Raw genomic sequence first — 14,562 nt, 5'->3', positions numbered from 1 at the left:
CTCAACGCTAGTACGAATCCGCCGGTCTTCTCCCGGGAATCAGGAGCTGCCAACCGCCAGGTGGGCCGAGGCCATCCCCCGTCCGCTGCCGATCCGCCGCGCCCGCAGCACGCCGACCAGCCGGCAGATCAGGTAGATGAGGAACGAGATGGCCGTGACGAACGCGCTCACCGGCTTGCCCGGCACCAGCGACAGCACGATGCCGCCGAGCACCGCCAGCTCCGCGAACACGATCGACAGCACCGTCGCCACCACCGGCGACGCCGTCACGCGGGACGCCGCGGCCGCCGGCGTGATCATCAACGACAGGACCAGCAGCGAGCCGACCGTCTGCACGCCAAGGGCCGTGGCCACGCCGACCAGCACGGCGAACACCGGCGACAGGATCCGCAGCGGGACACCGCGCGCGGCTGCCACCTCGGCGTCCACGCTGGCGAACAGCAGCGGCCGGTAGATCAGCGCCAGCACCACCAGCACCCCGACCGCCGCGCTGATCAGCAGCACCAGGCTGCCCGAGTCGACGCTGGCGATCTGGCCGATGAGCAGGCCGAACTTGTTGGCCGAGTTGCCTTCGTAGAAGGACAGCAGCAGCACGCCGACGCCCAGCCCGAAGGCCAGCACCGCGCCGATGACGGAGTCGTGCTCGGACACCTTGCGGGTGAGCAGCCCCAGGATCACCGCCGCGACCACCGCGCCGATCAGCGAGCCGTAGCCGACGTTGATGCCGGCCAGCAGCGCCGCCGCGCCACCGGTCAGCGCCAGCTCGCTGGTGCCGTGCACGGAGAACGCCATGTTGCGGGTGACGATCAGCGGCCCCAGCACCCCGGCCAGCACCCCCAGCACGGCGGCGGCGACCAGGGCGGTGCCGACGAAGGGAAGGAGGATGAGGGTGGTGGAGATGTAGTCGGACATTTAGGGCCGCGCCTCCCGACGCAGGGCAAGCGACAGGGCCGGGGCGACCGGGCGGGCCGAGGCGGTGCGGTCAGCCGTCACGGCCGAACCTCCGGCGATGGCGTGGTCTCCGCGCAGTGGTGGGACTCCTGGTGCGCGCCGACCACCACGATCTGCCCCCGCACCCGCAACACGTCCACCGGCGTCCGGTACAGCTCGGACAGGTTCTCGGAGGTCATGACCTCGTCCGGGGTGCCGATCCGGAAGCGGCCGTTGACCAGGTACAACACCCGGTCCACCAGGGGCAGCACGGGGTTGATCTCGTGGGTCACGAACAGGACCGCCGTCCCCGCGGCGCGGCGGCGGGCGTCGATGAGGTCGCTGACGACTCGCTGGTGGGCGAGGTCCAACGACAACAGGGGCTCGTCGCACAACAGGAGCTGGGGATCGCCGACCAGGGCCTGCGCCACCCGGAGCCGCTGCTGCTCGCCGCCGGAGAGCAGCCCGACCGGATGGTCCGCGTAGTCGCTGGCGCCGACCTCGGCCAACGCGGCGGCGACGCGCAGCCGGCGCTCGGCTCGGCCACGAAGGCCGAGACCCCAACGGTGGCCGTCAAGGCCGAGCCCGACGAGGTCGCGGCCGCGCAAGGTCAGGTTGGGGTCGATGGACCGCTGCTGCGGGATATAGCCGATCTTGGCATTGGCCTTGCCGGGCGGGCTGCCGGCGATGGACACCTCGCCGGCCGACAGCGGCTGCTGGCCGAGCAGCACCCGCAGCATGCTGGTCTTGCCGGAGCCGTTGGGGCCGAGCACGGCCAGGAACTCGCCCGGCCTGATGTCCAGGTCGAGCCCGTCCCACAGGACACGGCTGCCGTAGGCGAGCCGGGCCCCGCGCATGCGCAGCGCCGCCGCCGGCGCACTGACCGGGGCGGCGTCGACGAGCGCGTCAGTCGTCACTGCTTCGCGAGCGCTTTCGATAGGGCGTCGACCTCCTTGCCGATCCAACCAACGTAGTCGGTCGTCCCGGCGGGCAGCGTCTCGGTCACGTCCACGACGGGGATGCTGGCCGCCGCGGCCTTGGCCTTGAGCTGATTGGTCAGGTCGGTCTCGGTCTGGGCGTTGTTGACCAGCGCGTCCACCTTGCGGTCGGTGATCAGCGCGGTGGCCTCGGCGACCGCAGCCACCGGGATGTCGGTGCCGGCCTCGACGGCCTCCTCGAACGCCTTCGGGGTGGCGTCGGTGATGGTGCCGGCGGTCAGCAGGTAGTTGGCCACCGGCTCGGTGACGACGACCTTCCTGCCGGGCGGGATCTGCCCGATCCGGGCGATCAGCCCGTCGATCTTGGTGTCGAACGCCTTGGCGTTGGCGTCGAAGGCCGCCTTCTTGGTGCTGTCGATGCCACCGAGGTCGGCGGCGATCTTGTCCGCGACCTTCTTCACGGTCGGCAGGTCGTAGAACAGGTGCTCGTTGGTGTCGGCGGTCTGCTGCTTGCCCGAGACCTCGAACGCCACCACGCTCGGCTTGCCCTTGCCGACGGTGGAGACCGCCTTGGTGAAGAACTCGTCGTAGCCGATGCCGTTGGACACCAGCAGCTGCGCGCCGGCCACCGCGGCGGTGTCGGCCGGCTTGACCTCGTAGTCGTGCGGGTCCTTGGTCGGGTCGTCGATGATCGAGGTGACGGCCACGTCCTCGCCGCCGACGGCCTTGACCACGCTGCCCCACACGTCGGTCGACGCGACGACCTTGATCTTGCCGTCGGCCGGGGCGGCCGAGCCGCTGCCGCATGCCGTGGCGGTCACCGCCGCCATGGCCAGCGCGGCCACACCTGCCCACCGGAAACGGACCGTCATCAGCGCACCCCTCGACCGCGTGAAAGATCGTGTAATGGAAACCGTTGTCGTGTGCAGCGTAAGCGAGAAGAGTGATCAACTTCCTCGTTGGAGTGAAAATCGTTATCACCTGGACGGGTGGTCCGCCCCGCCAAGACCGAAGAACCGGCAGGTCGGAGACCTGCCGGTGCTGTGCGGTGTGTTCTTCGCCGCAGTCGGGCGGTTACGGCCTGCGCCACGCCCCGATGGCCACGGTGTCCTGCTCGTGGCGGGCCAGCGGCACGGTTTCGCGGTCGGCCTGCACCAGCCACCCCGAACGGGTCGGGCCGTAGCCCGGACGGCTGGGCGGCGGCGGGGGCTGCTGGCGACGCCGGTTGCGGCCGACGGCCAGCAGGAGCAGCCAGCCGGCCAGCGTGGCCAACACGCCGCCGACGCTGTTGTTCATGAAGTCCTGGCCGTCGCACACGCCCAGCTCGAACATGGCCTGGGTGATCTCGATGCCGGCGCTCACCGACACACAGCCCATCGCCACCAGCAGCGGCCGCTTGGTCGCCAGCACGCCGAAGAAGCCGAGCGGCATGAGCATCACGAAGTTCAGCAGCGCCTCGCCGGCGGTCACCGAGAAGTGGCCGGGCACGCACATCCGCAGCGGGTCGCCGAGCCGGACATCGCCCCAGTACGGCCGGACCAGCGTCACCGACAACGCCAGCGCCAGGCTCACGCCGGCCAGCGCCGATGCCGGCTTGTTCCAGCGGAACAGGTGGGCCGCGACCAGCGCCAACGCCCCCAGCACGAGGCCGCCGACCAGCAGGGCCGCGGTGACGTCGGGCTTCGACAGGAAGTAGTCGAAGCCGTCCCGGTAGAGGGTGCGCATGTCAGGTCAGACGACGAGCCCCGCGCACCGGTTGTTCGGCATACGTGTGGGGCCCGCCCCAGCAACCCGGGCGGGCCCCACACGTGCGTGAAAGTTTCAGACCTCCAGGCGGGCGCCGCTCTCCGGGTGGAAGAGGTGCACCTCGCTGGTGTCGCGCACGGCGACCTTGACGGTCTGGCCGAAGGCCGGCGGCGTGCGGCCGTCGACGCGGACGATGAAGCGCTCCGGCGAGCCGCCGATGCGCACCGAGCCGTAGACGTACGCGTCGGCGCCGAGCTCCTCGACCAGCTCGACGGTCAGCTCCATGCCGTCCTCGTCGCTGCCGGCCAGCCGCAGCGTCTCGGGCCGGACGCCGAAGGTGACCTCCTTGAGGCCCTCGGTCGACGCCTTGTCCAGGGCGGAGCGGGTCAGCGGCACGGTGAGGCCGTCCAGCTGGGCGCCCTCGGCGGTCAGCGGCACGGTCTTCAGGTTCATCGCGGGCGAGCCGATGAAGCCGGCCACGAAGGCGTTGGCCGGGCGGTCGTACAGCTCACGCGGCGAGGCGCACTGCTGGAGCAGGCCGTCCTTGAGCACGGCGACGCGGTCGCCCATGGTCATGGCCTCGACCTGGTCGTGCGTGACGTAGATGGTGGTGGTGCCGAGTCGCTGCTGGAGGGCGGCGATGTTGGCGCGCGTCTCCACGCGGAGCTTGGCGTCCAGGTTGGACAGCGGCTCGTCCATCAGGAAGACGGAGGGCTCGCGCACGATGGCGCGACCCATGGCGACACGCTGACGCTGACCACCGGACAGGGCCTTGGGCTTGCGGTCCAGGTACTTGGTCAGGTCCAGCATCTTGGCCGCCTCGGCGACCTTGTCCTTGATCTCCTGCTTGGGCGTGCCGCGCAGCTTGAGCGCGAAGCCCATGTTCTCGGCGACCGTCATGTGCGGGTACAGCGCGTAGGACTGGAACACCATGGCGATGTCGCGGCCCTTCGGCGGCACGTTGGTGACGTCCTTGCCGCCGATCTTGATGGCGCCCTCGTCAACGTCCTCCAGACCGGCGAGCATGCGCAGGGCGGTGGACTTGCCCGAGCCGGACGGCCCGACCAGCACCAGGAACTCACCGTCAGCGACATCGAGTTCCAGCTGGTCGACCGCGCGCACCGGCGGGTTCCCGGCGAACACCCGGGAGGCACTGACGTAGGCGACCTCGGCCATGTGTGGTCCCTTTCACTGCGAAACGTGTGACGACAAAGTAACCCGAGAAAGCGTTTACGTCAGCCCCTCGGCGTACACCGACTACTCACCGTTTCTGAATCGTCACCCCTTGACCGCCCCGGCGGCCAGTCCCGTGACCAGAAAACGCTGGACCAGGTAGAACACCGCGACCGCGGGGATCGCTACGAGTATCGACGCAGCCGCCAGATGGCCCCACTCGACGCGGTTCTGTTGCACGAACACCTGGAGCCCGACCGCCAGCGTCTTGGACTCGTCCGAAGCGCTCAGGAAGGCCGACGCGAAGGCCACCTCACCCCACGCGGTGAGGAAGGCGTAGAAGGCCGTGACGGCCAGCCCCGGCCGGGCCAGCGGCAGCACCAGCCGCCAGAACACGCCGAACGGGGACAGCCCGTCGACCCGGCCCGACTCGTCGATGTCGCCGGGGATGGTGTCGAAGTACCCCTTGAGCATGTACGTGCAGAACGGCACCGAGGTCGTGCAGTAGACCAGCACCAGCCCGATGCTCGTGCCCTGAAGGCCCAGCGTCAGCAGCACGTTGAACAGCGGCACGATCAACACCGCGAACGGGAACATCTGCACGACCAGGAACGACAGCAACAGCTTGCGGCTGCCCGGGAAGCGGAAGCGGCTGACGGCGTAGCCGGTGGTGGCCGACAGGAACACCGCGATCACCGTGGTCAGCAGCGCGATCTCCACGGAGTTGGCCACCCACGCCAGGAAGTCGCCCTGCTGCCCGGAAAGCACGTCCCCGTAGTTGGCCAGCGACGACTCGTCGAACAGCCGGATCGTCGGCGCGACGGCCCGGGCGTCCGGCTTGAACGACGTGACCAGTACCCAGAACACCGGGAACACCGCGATCAGCGAGGCCACGACCAGCGTGGCGTGCAGTGCAACACTGCGGCCCCGGGATCGCTTGCCCCGCAACGGAATCCGTGTGACAGGGACTTGCACGATGCTCACGCGAACGCCTCCTGACGTCGCAGCGCCCGCCGGTAGAAGGTGGCGAACACCAACAGCACGGACAGGATCAGCACGCCGTACGTGGAGGCCACGGCGTAATCCCTTGATGCGCCGGAGAAGAAGCGCTCGAAGGCGTACGTGACCAGGATCCGGGTGTTCGGGTTCGCGGCCGGCCCGGTCACCAGGTAGATCACCGGGAACATGTTGAACGTCCAGATGATGCCCAGCAGCACCACCGTGCTGGACACCGACCGCAGCCCCGGCAGCGTGATGTCCCGGAACCGCTGCCACGGCGTCGCGCCGTCCACCTCGGCCGCCTCGTACAGGTCGGCCGGGATGGACTGGAGGCCGCCGAGCAGCGCCAGCATCATGAACGGCACGCCGACCCAGACGTTGACGATCACCACCGCGACCAGGGCCAGATCGGTCTGCCCCAGCCACACCGGCTGCCCGAGGCCGACCGCCCCGAGCAGCTGGTTGATCACGCCGAACTGGCTGTTGAACATGAACTTCCAGGCGAACGCGCTGATGAACACCGGCACCGCCCACGGAAGGATGAGCAGCACCCGATACAGCGCCCTGGCCCGCATCGGCCGGTTGAGCAGCAACGCCAGGCCGAGGCCGACGCCGTAGGTCAGCACCACGCAGGACGCCGTCCAGATGATCGTGCGCAGCAGCGTCGACCAGAACGACCCGAAGCTCGAGTCGCCGGACAGCACGTTGAGGTAGTTGCGCAGCCCGACGAAGGAGTAGCTCGCCGGACGGTCCAGCACCGGGTTGGCGATGGTGGACTCGTTGATGTCGGTGAGGGTGAACCAGATGCCCTGCACCAGCGGGTACAGCACGAGCACGGCCAGCACCACCACGACCGGCGCGACCATGGCGTACGCGTACCAGTGCCGTTCCAGCGACCGGCGCACGTCAGCCCACCGTGTAGTCGGGGACGACCTGGTCCTTGTACGCCTTGGCCACCTCGTCCAGCGCCGTCTTGGCGTCCTTCTGGCCGGAGAGCACGTAGGCGTAGTCGATCTTCAGTTGGTCGAACAGCTGCGCGCCGGCCGGCACCCACGGCCGCGGATGCGTCTGCTTGATCGCCGGCTCGAACGCCGCGACCGTCGGCTGCGACTTCACATCCGGGCTGTCGTAAGCGGATTTGCGGGTCGGCAGCAGGCCGAGCTTCTTCGACACCGTCACCTGCGACTCGGTGGAGCTCATGCACTGGATGAACTTCTGCGCCGAGGTCTTGGCCTTGGTTCCTTGCCGCACAACGTAGTCATGCCCGCCGACCGGTCCGCTGTCCTTACCCGGCAACAGCGCGACGCCGAGATTGGCCGGGTCCTTGAACGCGTCGCCCTTGAGCAGGTCGACCACCGTCCACGGACCGTCGATCTCCATCGCAACCTGGCCGGCCGAGAACGCCGCCTTCATGTTGTTGTACGAGTTGGCCTGGTCCAGCGCGGTCGTCGCAGCCTTGGCGTCCAGCAGGCCCTTGGCCGTCTCCAGCGCCTGCACGTTCTGGGCCGAGTTGACGACGATCTTCTTGTTGGCCACGTCGAGCAGGTCGCCGCCGGCGCCGTAGATGAAGGGCAGCGCGTAGTAGGCGTCGTTGTTGAGGAAGATCGCCTTGGGACCGCCCAGTTTCGGCGCGTCGGCCTTGAGCTCGTCCCAGCTCGTCGGCGGCTGCACACCGGCGTCAGCCAGCAGCTTCTTGTTGTACAGCAAGGCAAGCGTGTCGGTGACCTGCGGCACGGCGTAGGTCTTCCCGTTGTACTTGGTCGATCCCAGCGGGCCGTCGAGGAAGTCGGACGTGTCCTTGGCCAGGTCGGTGTCGGTCAGGTCGGTGATCAACCCGTTCTGCGCCAGCTGGGCCACCCAGGCCACCTCCGAACGCAGCACGTCCGGGCCCTGCCCGCCCTGCGCGGCCGTCTTGTAGTTGGCCAGCGCCTGGTCGAAGGACACCTGCTGCACGTCGACGGTGTAGCCGCCCTTGCCCGCGCAGTCCTTGGCCAGCTGGTCGAACACCGGGTGCTCGTTCGGGCCGCTGGTGTCCCAGAAGACGACCTTGCCGGAGTCGGCGGCCGATCCTCCGCCGCCTCCGCAGGCTGTGAGTAACAGCGCGCCGGCGATCACGAGGGCAGTGCGTCGCATTGGTAACCGTCCGTTCCCCGTTGCTTACCCTGCAAAGTTTTGCCGGGATTTCACAGCTGTGACCGGAGGCCCGGCAAGGCCAAGGCGGTAACCGCACCGTAATGGCCCAGTGACTCGGCGCGGTCGTTGCAAAAGCTTTCCGGCACGGGCAGGCTTCCCCCGTCACGCCATTACCGAGGAGGACGCGGGTGCCCGGTCTGGCCGAGATCGCGAAGATCGCCGGCGTCAGCGTCTCCACCGTGAGCCGGGTGCTCAACCGCCGGGCCGGCGTGAACGAGGAGACCAGGCAGCGGGTGCTGGACGCGCTCTCCGACCTGCCGTACTCGCCGCGCGGCCTTGGCGCACTGCAACGGACCGGGGTGATCGGCCTGCTGCTGCCGGAACTGTCCAACCCGGTGTTCCCGGCGTTCGCCGAGGCGCTGGAGACCAGGGCGGCGGCCGCCGGCTACTCCTCGCTGCTGTGCAACACGCGCTCGGCCGGCATGCGCGAAGAGGAGTACGTGCGCATGGTGCTGGCCCGCGGGGTAGAGGGGATGATCTTCGTGTCGCCGGCGATCACCAACTCGCCGCCGGGCGAGGCCCCGGAGGCCGCGTACTACACGCGGCTGGTGGCCGACGGCGTGCGCATGGTGTTCATCAACGGCGCGACCCCGGCGCTGGACGTGGCCGACATCGCGGTCGACGAGCAACTCGCCGGCTACCTCGCCACCTCACACCTGATCGGTCTCGGGCACACCCGCATCGGGTTCGTCAGTGGTCCGGCCCGGGCCCTGCCGTCACGGCTCAAGCGCGCCGGCTGGGCCGCGGCGCTGGAGGAAAGCGGCCATCCCGCGCCGGCCGACCTCGTCGCCCACGGCCCGTTCGAGCCGGCCGGCGGCGCTTCCGCGCTGGCCCAGCTGCTCGACACCGTCGCGCCGACCGCGGTGATCTGCTCCTCCGACCAGATGGCTATCGGGGCGCTGCGGGAGGCAGCCCGCCGGGGCGTGCGGGTGCCGGCGCAACTCTCCGTGGTCGGCTTCGACGACATCCCGTTCGCCGGACATTGCACCCCCGCGCTGACCACTGTGGCGCAGCCCATTCGTGAGATGTCCGCCGCAGCCGTGGACGAGCTGGTGCAGCGTTTGGACCCCGATTCCCGCCGCGAGTCGGCGGCCTCGCACACCCGCCTGTTCCGGCCAAGACTGGTGGTCAGGGAGTCGACAGGACCGATTCCGAGGCTGTGACTTGGTCTACACCAAGCCGGCTTGACGCGAAAGACCTGTTGACGTGCCGGGATAGTGCTTCAGGGGGACACGCCTGTCGTCGGCTTCACGAATTGGTTCTTGACCGTTACGGTCACTCCATGGCGCGGTCAATGCATGTGCGACGGCCGGCGACGCTGGCGTCCCTCGCCGCTGAGCTGGGCGTTTCACGGACAACGGTGTCCAACGCATACAACCGTCCCGACCAGCTCTCGCCCGAGCTGCGCCGGCGGGTGTTGGAGACGGCACGAAGGCTGGGTTACCCCGGCCCGGACCCGGTGGCGCGGTCGCTGCGCACCCGTAAGGCGGGCGCGGTCGGACTGCTGCTGACCGAGAACCTGTCGTACGCGTTCCGCGACCCGGCCGCGGTCGGCTTCCTGGAGGGCCTCGCGCTGGCGTGCGAGGACGCCGGCCAGGGGCTGCTGCTGGTGCCGGCCAATCCGGAGCGTGAGGACGTGGCCGCGGTGCACCGGGCCGGTGTCGACGGCTTCGTGGTGTATTCGGTGCCCGACGACGATCCGCACCTGGCGGCCGTCCTGGAGCGGCCGGTGCCGACCGTCGTCTGCGACCAGCCCGAGCTGGACACCGTGGACCGGGTCGGCATCGACGACCGGGCGGCCATCACGCAGATCGCCAGCCACCTCATCGAGCTCGGCCACCGCCGGGTCGGCGTGATCTGCATGCGGCTGGCCCGGGACCGCAACGACGGCTTCGTCAACGCCGAACGCCAGCACAACGCCCACTTCCACGTGCAGCGGGCCCGGCTCGAGGCGCTGGCCACGGCGTTCACCTCGGCCAACGTGGACTGGACGTCCATCCCCGTTGTCGAGCGCTTCGACCACAGCATCGCCTCCGGCGCATCGGCCGCCGCGCAGCTGCTGGACCGGGATCCCCAGGTCACGGCCCTGATCTGCACCTCGGACATCCTGGCGCTCGGCGCGCTGGGCGAGGCAAGGCGGCGGGGTCTGCGGGTGCCGCAGGACCTGACCATCACCGGCTTCGACGGCATCACCGAGAGCGAGCGGGCCGGGCTCACCACCGTGCGCCAGCCGGTACTGGAGAAGGGCCGCGCCGCCGGCAAGCTGCTGGTCAACGCGGCCGACCACCACCAGCCGCGGACCGTGACGCTGTCCACCGAGCTGGTCATCGGCACCACCTCCGCGCCGCCCCGCATCACCGAGGAACGCTGGTTCGGCCCCTGATCTCAGGCATGAAAAACGGGCCCTGCCTTCGCGCGGAAGGCAGGGCCCGTTTTTCGTGGTTACGGCTCAGATGCCGCTGATCGGCAGACGCGGCGCGTGACCGAGCACGCCACCCAGAACGTCGGCGGTGGAGGGCACGCCCGGCACGATGGTGCGGGCGGAGTCGTTGGCCGGCATGGTCGTGGCGAACGACGGGCCGAGGGCCGGGATGCCGTGGAAGTTGGAGATCGTGGCGCCCGGGACGGCCGGGACGGCCAGCGGCAGCTTCGGCAGCACCGAGTCGACGATCGGCAGCTCACGCTGCTGGGCGCCCAGGCCCGGCAGCGGCAGCTTCGGCAGAGCCGGGAGGCCCGGCAGGTCGCGGGCGTCGCTGTCGGCGGTGAAGTCGGCGTCGGTGTCGGCGTCGCTGTCGGTCATCGCGGGGGCGGCGGAGCCCAGCAGGCCGGCCAGCGGCAGCGAGCCCAGGCCCGGCAGGTCACGACCGGCGACCGAGCTCAGCGGGGTGTTGGCCAGCAGCGCGGCCACCGGGGTGGCCTTGACCAGGCCGAACACCATGCTCAGGGACTCGAGGCCCGGCAGCGCCGGCAGATCACGCTCGGCACCGAGGCCCGGCAGCGGCAGCTTCGGCAGCGCCGGGAGGCCCGGCAGGTCACGCTCGGCGGCGACGCCGCCCAGCAGGCCACCGACCGGCAGCGTGCCCAGGATGTCGGTACCCGGCAGCGAACGACCAACCGGCAGACCGCCGGCCAGCAGACCCTGGATCGGCAGCGCCGACAACAGGTTCAGACCCGGCAGCTCACGACCGACGGGCAGCCCACCGGCGAGCAGACCCTGGATCGGCAGCGCCGACAGCAGGTTCAAGCCCGGGAGCTCCCGGCCGACCGGCAGGCCACCAGCCAGCAGGCCACCGACCGGCAGCGTGCCCAGGATGTCGGTACCCGGCAGCGAACGACCAACCGGCAGGCCACCGGCCAGCAAGCCCTGGATCGGCAGCGCCGACAACAGGTTCAGACCCGGCAGCTCACGACCGACCGGCACACCCGGCAGGTTCAGCGGCAGCTTCGGCAGACCCGGCAGGTCACGCTCAGCGGCGACGCCGCCCAGCAGGCCACCCACGGGCAGCGTGCCCAGGATGTCGGTACCCGGCAGCGAACGACCAACCGGCAGACCGCCGGCCAGCAGACCCTGAATCGGCAGCGCCGACAGCAGGTTCAAGCCCGGCAGCGACCGCTGCTCGCCACCCAGCGGCAGCGCCGGCACGGCCGGCAGCTCGACCGGGCCGTCAGCCTGGGTCAGGGCGGTGGGGTTGGCCAGGTCTGGCACCTTGGTCAGGCTGTGCAGGCCACCGGTGGGCACGAAGCCGCTGTAGCTGAAGTTGGGCAGCGACCGCGAGGTGCTCACCTCGGGCAGCACCGACACCGGCAGGCCGGCGGTGGGCAGGCCCGGCAGCTTGGGCAGCTGCTGGAGCTGCGGCACGCCGGAGATGGCCAGCTGGCTGGGGTCCAGCGAGCGCTGGTCGGCGCCGAGGCCGGGGATCGCGGACAGGCCGGGCAGGCCCGGGTGGGCCAGGTCCTGGCCGTTGAGCTCGACGTTGCTGAGCGAGAGGCTGCCGTTGTCGAGGCCGGCCGGGAGGTCGCGCTGGGACTGGCCGATCGGCATGGCCGGCAGTTCGAGCTGGGAGGCGAACGGCAGCGGCGGCAGGCCCTTGTGACCCACCAGGTCGGTCAGCCGCAGCGCGGTGTCCGCGACGCCGGTCGGGTCGCCGATCGGGGCGGGCGCGGCGGCGGCGTTGCCGGCGGTCATGGCCAGCACGCCACCGGCGAGCAGAGCCACCGGAATTCCGCGCCTCATCCAGGTAAGCATGGGGAATGTTCTCCTTGTCGATTTCCCGGGTCACGGGAGTACACGGGTGATCCCTCGAAAAAGCGATTCGGGGCAGGGATCACCCACAAAATGGGGATGAAGAGATAAATGGACGAGCGGACCGGACGCCTAGCGCGGCGATCCGGTCGAGAGGGAATCAGTCAGGGGTGATGCCGGGCTGGCGACGCGCGGTCATCGGCACGCAGCGCGAGGACGCGGGCGTGACCAGGGCCGGCGCGGCCGCGGGCACGACGGCGACGCCGTCGTGCAGGGCCATGCCGCCGCTGGTGCCGGACGGGCCGTCGTGGCCACAGGCGCCGCCGGGCAGCGCGCTGAAGGGCAGCGCCTCGGACTTGGACGAGCCGTCCGGACGCAGCGGGTCGATCGGGGCGCCCATACCGGACTGCGGGCCGGCCACCATCGGCGCGGCCGGGCGCTCGACCCGGCTCACCGCCGCGGCCGGCGCGGCCGACTGGCTGGTCGTCCCGGCCACAGCCGGGACGAAAGTCCTGGTCACGACCGCGTTGGCGACCTGCTCATCGGCCCTGGGCAAGGCGAAGTCGTCGAGCCGCTGCTCGACCAGGATCACCGGGGCGACCAGGTGCGGCACCGGGACCTCGATGGCCGGCACCGACGGCGCGGCCGCCTGCGCGGCCGCTTTCGCGTCCTGCCCGATGTGCACGGTGTGCTCGACGGAGTTGTCGACGACGTCACCGGCCGTGGACAACAGGGTGGAGACCGGGGTCGTCGGCTCGGCGGCCGAAGCCGTCGCCGAGGAGAGCAGCCAGGCCAGCGCGGTGCCGGCGAGCACGCCGCCGATCAGCACCAGGACGCGCAGCAGCAGCGACCGGAAACGGTCTCCCACCACTGATGTTGCGTCCATGACCGGAAACGGATCCTCTCGAACGACTTCCCGTGGATCCACACCGTACTGGATTCGTGATGGGGAATTACACTTCCGACCGTTACACCTTCGGGTTAATCAGGTGAGCTTGAACGGGGTCGGCTTGCTCGTGAGGTTTCCGAGCTTTCCGAGCACCACGTAATCCCCGGCCGGCAGCAGGCCCCGCTGGGCGCGCAGTTCGGCGACGAGGTGCGGCCGGCCCAGGCGATGCTGAAGGTGGCCTGCTCGCCCGGCTGGAGCAGCCGGACGTCCGCGGGCTGCTGGTAGTAGCAGTCGGAGCTGGACCACAGCCGGGTGTTGCCGTCCGCGGTGAGCACGACCAGCTCGCGCAGCTGGCGGGTGACCTCACGCTTGCAGGCCACCGGGCCCGAGTTGGTGACCACCAGCGTGAGCAGCGGGGCCTGGCCGACTCGGTAGGCGGCCTGCGCGATGCGGCCCTCGATCGTGATCGACGTGTCCGGGCACGGGCCGGGTGGGGGCGGCGGTGGCGGCGGGCCCGTCGTCGTGCTGATCGTCGGCGTTGGCGAGGCCGACGAGGACGAGGACGCCCCGGCCGCGGCGATCGTGCCGCTGGTCGGCGGGGAGGACGTGAGGCGCTTGCTCGACGTGGGGACCACGCTCTGTTTGTTGGCCACGCCCTGCGGGTCGGCCGCGGAGCCGTGGCCGAGCCAGCTTGAGATGATCACTGCGAGCAGCACGACCAGCAGCACCGAGCAGACCAGTGCGACCACCCGGCGGCGCCAGTACACCGACGGGTCGAGCGGACCGGTTGGCTCGATCATGCACCGACCGTAACGCCGCCGACACCGACGGCCAGGGATTGTCGCGGTCACCCGATCCGGTTGTGTCTTTGCTCAAGAGCCCTTGTCAGGGGTCACTCGACCAGGTGCCATAGGTACAGGACAACGGGAGGTGCGACCTGACCGCCATCGACGAGCTGCTCGAACGCAATGCCGCACTGGTCGACCGGACCCGCGGGGACCGGTCCTCGGCCAGCCCTTCGCTGCACATCGCCGTGCTGACATGCATGGACGCCCGGATCCGGGTGTTCGAGCTGTTCGGGCTGCAACAGGGTGAGGCGCACGTGCTGCGCAACGGCGGCGGCGTGGTGACCGACGACGTCATCCGGTCGCTCGCGCTGAGCCAGCGCAAGCTGGGCACCCGGGAGATCATGCTGGTCCAGCACACGTCGTGCGGGTTGTCGATGACCACCGACGACGAGTTCAAGGACGAGCTGGAGGCCGACACCGGCCTGCGCCCGACCTGGGCCGTCGAGGCTTTCCGCGAGGTCAAGGACAGTGTCCGCACCTCGCTTGCCCGGCTTCGGCACAGCGTTTTCCTGCCGTACAAGGACAACATCCGCGGCTTCGTCTACGACGTGCACAACGGTGCCCTGCACGAGGTGTTGTCACCCGGCCAGGGATAATCGGAGG

At 70.0% G+C, this 14,562-nt stretch carries 14 protein-coding genes; 3 read left to right on the top strand and 11 right to left on the bottom strand.

Translation table 11 applies throughout. The features are described from left to right. Window positions 1-39 precede the first annotated feature (39 nt). The 8 genes from M3Q35_RS36075 to M3Q35_RS36040 form a co-directional block, all read right to left on the bottom strand. Complete coding sequence (locus M3Q35_RS36075) at window positions 40-912, bottom strand: metal ABC transporter permease (protein WP_273937022.1); 873 nt, start codon at window positions 910-912, stop codon at window positions 40-42. Window positions 913-989: 77 nt separating this feature from the next. After that, complete coding sequence (locus M3Q35_RS36070) at window positions 990-1,787, bottom strand: metal ABC transporter ATP-binding protein (protein ID WP_273944607.1); 798 nt, start codon at window positions 1,785-1,787, stop codon at window positions 990-992. A 56-nt stretch (window positions 1,788-1,843) separates the two neighbouring features. Then, a complete protein-coding gene (locus tag M3Q35_RS36065) occupies window positions 1,844-2,740 on the bottom strand; it encodes a metal ABC transporter solute-binding protein, Zn/Mn family (protein WP_273937021.1) in 897 nt (298 codons plus the stop codon). Window positions 2,741-2,942: 202 nt separating this feature from the next. Then, window positions 2,943-3,593 (bottom strand): VanZ family protein, encoded by a 651-nt coding sequence (locus M3Q35_RS36060; RefSeq protein WP_273937020.1) that lies wholly within the window; start codon window positions 3,591-3,593, stop codon window positions 2,943-2,945. 96 nt (window positions 3,594-3,689) lie between these two features. Beyond that, window positions 3,690-4,790, bottom strand: a complete 1,101-nt coding sequence (locus tag M3Q35_RS36055; protein ID WP_273937019.1) for an ABC transporter ATP-binding protein — start codon at window positions 4,788-4,790, stop codon at window positions 3,690-3,692. A 102-nt stretch (window positions 4,791-4,892) separates the two neighbouring features. Then, entirely contained in the window at window positions 4,893-5,771 is an 879-nt protein-coding gene (locus M3Q35_RS36050) for a sugar ABC transporter permease (RefSeq protein WP_273937017.1), read from the bottom strand. After that, window positions 5,768-6,691, bottom strand: coding sequence for a carbohydrate ABC transporter permease (locus tag M3Q35_RS36045; RefSeq protein WP_379794416.1), 924 nt, complete (start codon window positions 6,689-6,691; stop codon window positions 5,768-5,770). The genes M3Q35_RS36050 and M3Q35_RS36045 overlap by 4 nt, the downstream gene beginning before the upstream one ends. A gap of 1 nt (window position 6,692) precedes the next feature. Further along, entirely contained in the window at window positions 6,693-7,919 is a 1,227-nt protein-coding gene (locus M3Q35_RS36040; protein ID WP_273937016.1) for an extracellular solute-binding protein, read from the bottom strand. 188 nt (window positions 7,920-8,107) lie between these two features. On the opposite strand from M3Q35_RS36040, the gene M3Q35_RS36035 reads away from it, so the two are divergent. Together M3Q35_RS36035 and M3Q35_RS36030 are read left to right on the top strand one after the other, a co-directional pair. Next, window positions 8,108-9,142, top strand: a complete 1,035-nt coding sequence (locus tag M3Q35_RS36035) for a LacI family DNA-binding transcriptional regulator (protein ID WP_273937015.1) — start codon at window positions 8,108-8,110, stop codon at window positions 9,140-9,142. A gap of 119 nt (window positions 9,143-9,261) precedes the next feature. Then, the gene (locus M3Q35_RS36030) at window positions 9,262-10,362 is read left to right on the top strand and encodes a LacI family DNA-binding transcriptional regulator (RefSeq protein WP_273937014.1); all 1,101 of its coding nucleotides are present in this window, start codon (window positions 9,262-9,264) and stop codon (window positions 10,360-10,362) included. A 66-nt stretch (window positions 10,363-10,428) separates the two neighbouring features. On the opposite strand, the gene M3Q35_RS36025 is transcribed toward M3Q35_RS36030, so the two are convergent. The 3 genes from M3Q35_RS36025 to M3Q35_RS36015 form a co-directional block, all read right to left on the bottom strand. Next, entirely contained in the window at window positions 10,429-12,213 is a 1,785-nt protein-coding gene (locus M3Q35_RS36025; protein WP_273937012.1) for a hypothetical protein, read from the bottom strand. 169 nt (window positions 12,214-12,382) lie between these two features. Then, window positions 12,383-13,108, bottom strand: coding sequence for a hypothetical protein (locus M3Q35_RS36020; protein WP_273937011.1), 726 nt, complete (start codon window positions 13,106-13,108; stop codon window positions 12,383-12,385). Between the two features lie 95 nt (window positions 13,109-13,203). Next, the gene (locus tag M3Q35_RS36015; RefSeq protein ID WP_273937010.1) at window positions 13,204-13,911 is read right to left on the bottom strand and encodes a hypothetical protein; all 708 of its coding nucleotides are present in this window, start codon (window positions 13,909-13,911) and stop codon (window positions 13,204-13,206) included. 137 nt (window positions 13,912-14,048) lie between these two features. On the opposite strand from M3Q35_RS36015, the gene M3Q35_RS36010 reads away from it, so the two are divergent. Next, window positions 14,049-14,555 (top strand): beta-class carbonic anhydrase, encoded by a 507-nt coding sequence (locus M3Q35_RS36010; protein ID WP_273944604.1) that lies wholly within the window; start codon window positions 14,049-14,051, stop codon window positions 14,553-14,555. Window positions 14,556-14,562: the final 7 nt, after the last annotated feature.

This window comes from Kutzneria chonburiensis, from assembly GCF_028622115.1.
In the GTDB taxonomy this organism is placed as follows: Bacteria; Actinomycetota; Actinomycetes; order Mycobacteriales; family Pseudonocardiaceae; genus Kutzneria; species Kutzneria chonburiensis.
This window is presented reverse-complemented; position numbering and strand designations above follow the sequence as displayed.

Excerpts from the sequence above, each read along its gene's own strand:
- M3Q35_RS36065 (WP_273937021.1), bottom strand. The coding sequence starts at position 2,740 with ATGACGGTCCGTTTCCGGTGGGCAGGTGTGGCCGCGCTGGCCATGGCG.
- M3Q35_RS36020 (WP_273937011.1), bottom strand. The coding sequence starts at position 13,108 with ATGGACGCAACATCAGTGGTGGGAGACCGTTTCCGGTCGCTGCTGCTG.
- M3Q35_RS36015 (WP_273937010.1), bottom strand. The coding sequence starts at position 13,911 with ATGATCGAGCCAACCGGTCCGCTCGACCCGTCGGTGTACTGGCGCCGC.
- M3Q35_RS36055 (WP_273937019.1), bottom strand. The coding sequence starts at position 4,790 with ATGGCCGAGGTCGCCTACGTCAGTGCCTCCCGGGTGTTCGCCGGGAAC.
- M3Q35_RS36025 (WP_273937012.1), bottom strand. The coding sequence starts at position 12,213 with ATGAGGCGCGGAATTCCGGTGGCTCTGCTCGCCGGTGGCGTGCTGGCC.
- M3Q35_RS36030 (WP_273937014.1), top strand. The coding sequence starts at position 9,262 with ATGGCGCGGTCAATGCATGTGCGACGGCCGGCGACGCTGGCGTCCCTC.
- M3Q35_RS36060 (WP_273937020.1), bottom strand. The coding sequence starts at position 3,593 with ATGCGCACCCTCTACCGGGACGGCTTCGACTACTTCCTGTCGAAGCCC.
- M3Q35_RS36070 (WP_273944607.1), bottom strand. The coding sequence starts at position 1,787 with ATGCGCGGGGCCCGGCTCGCCTACGGCAGCCGTGTCCTGTGGGACGGG.
- M3Q35_RS36075 (WP_273937022.1), bottom strand. The coding sequence starts at position 912 with ATGTCCGACTACATCTCCACCACCCTCATCCTCCTTCCCTTCGTCGGC.
- M3Q35_RS36040 (WP_273937016.1), bottom strand. The coding sequence starts at position 7,919 with ATGCGACGCACTGCCCTCGTGATCGCCGGCGCGCTGTTACTCACAGCC.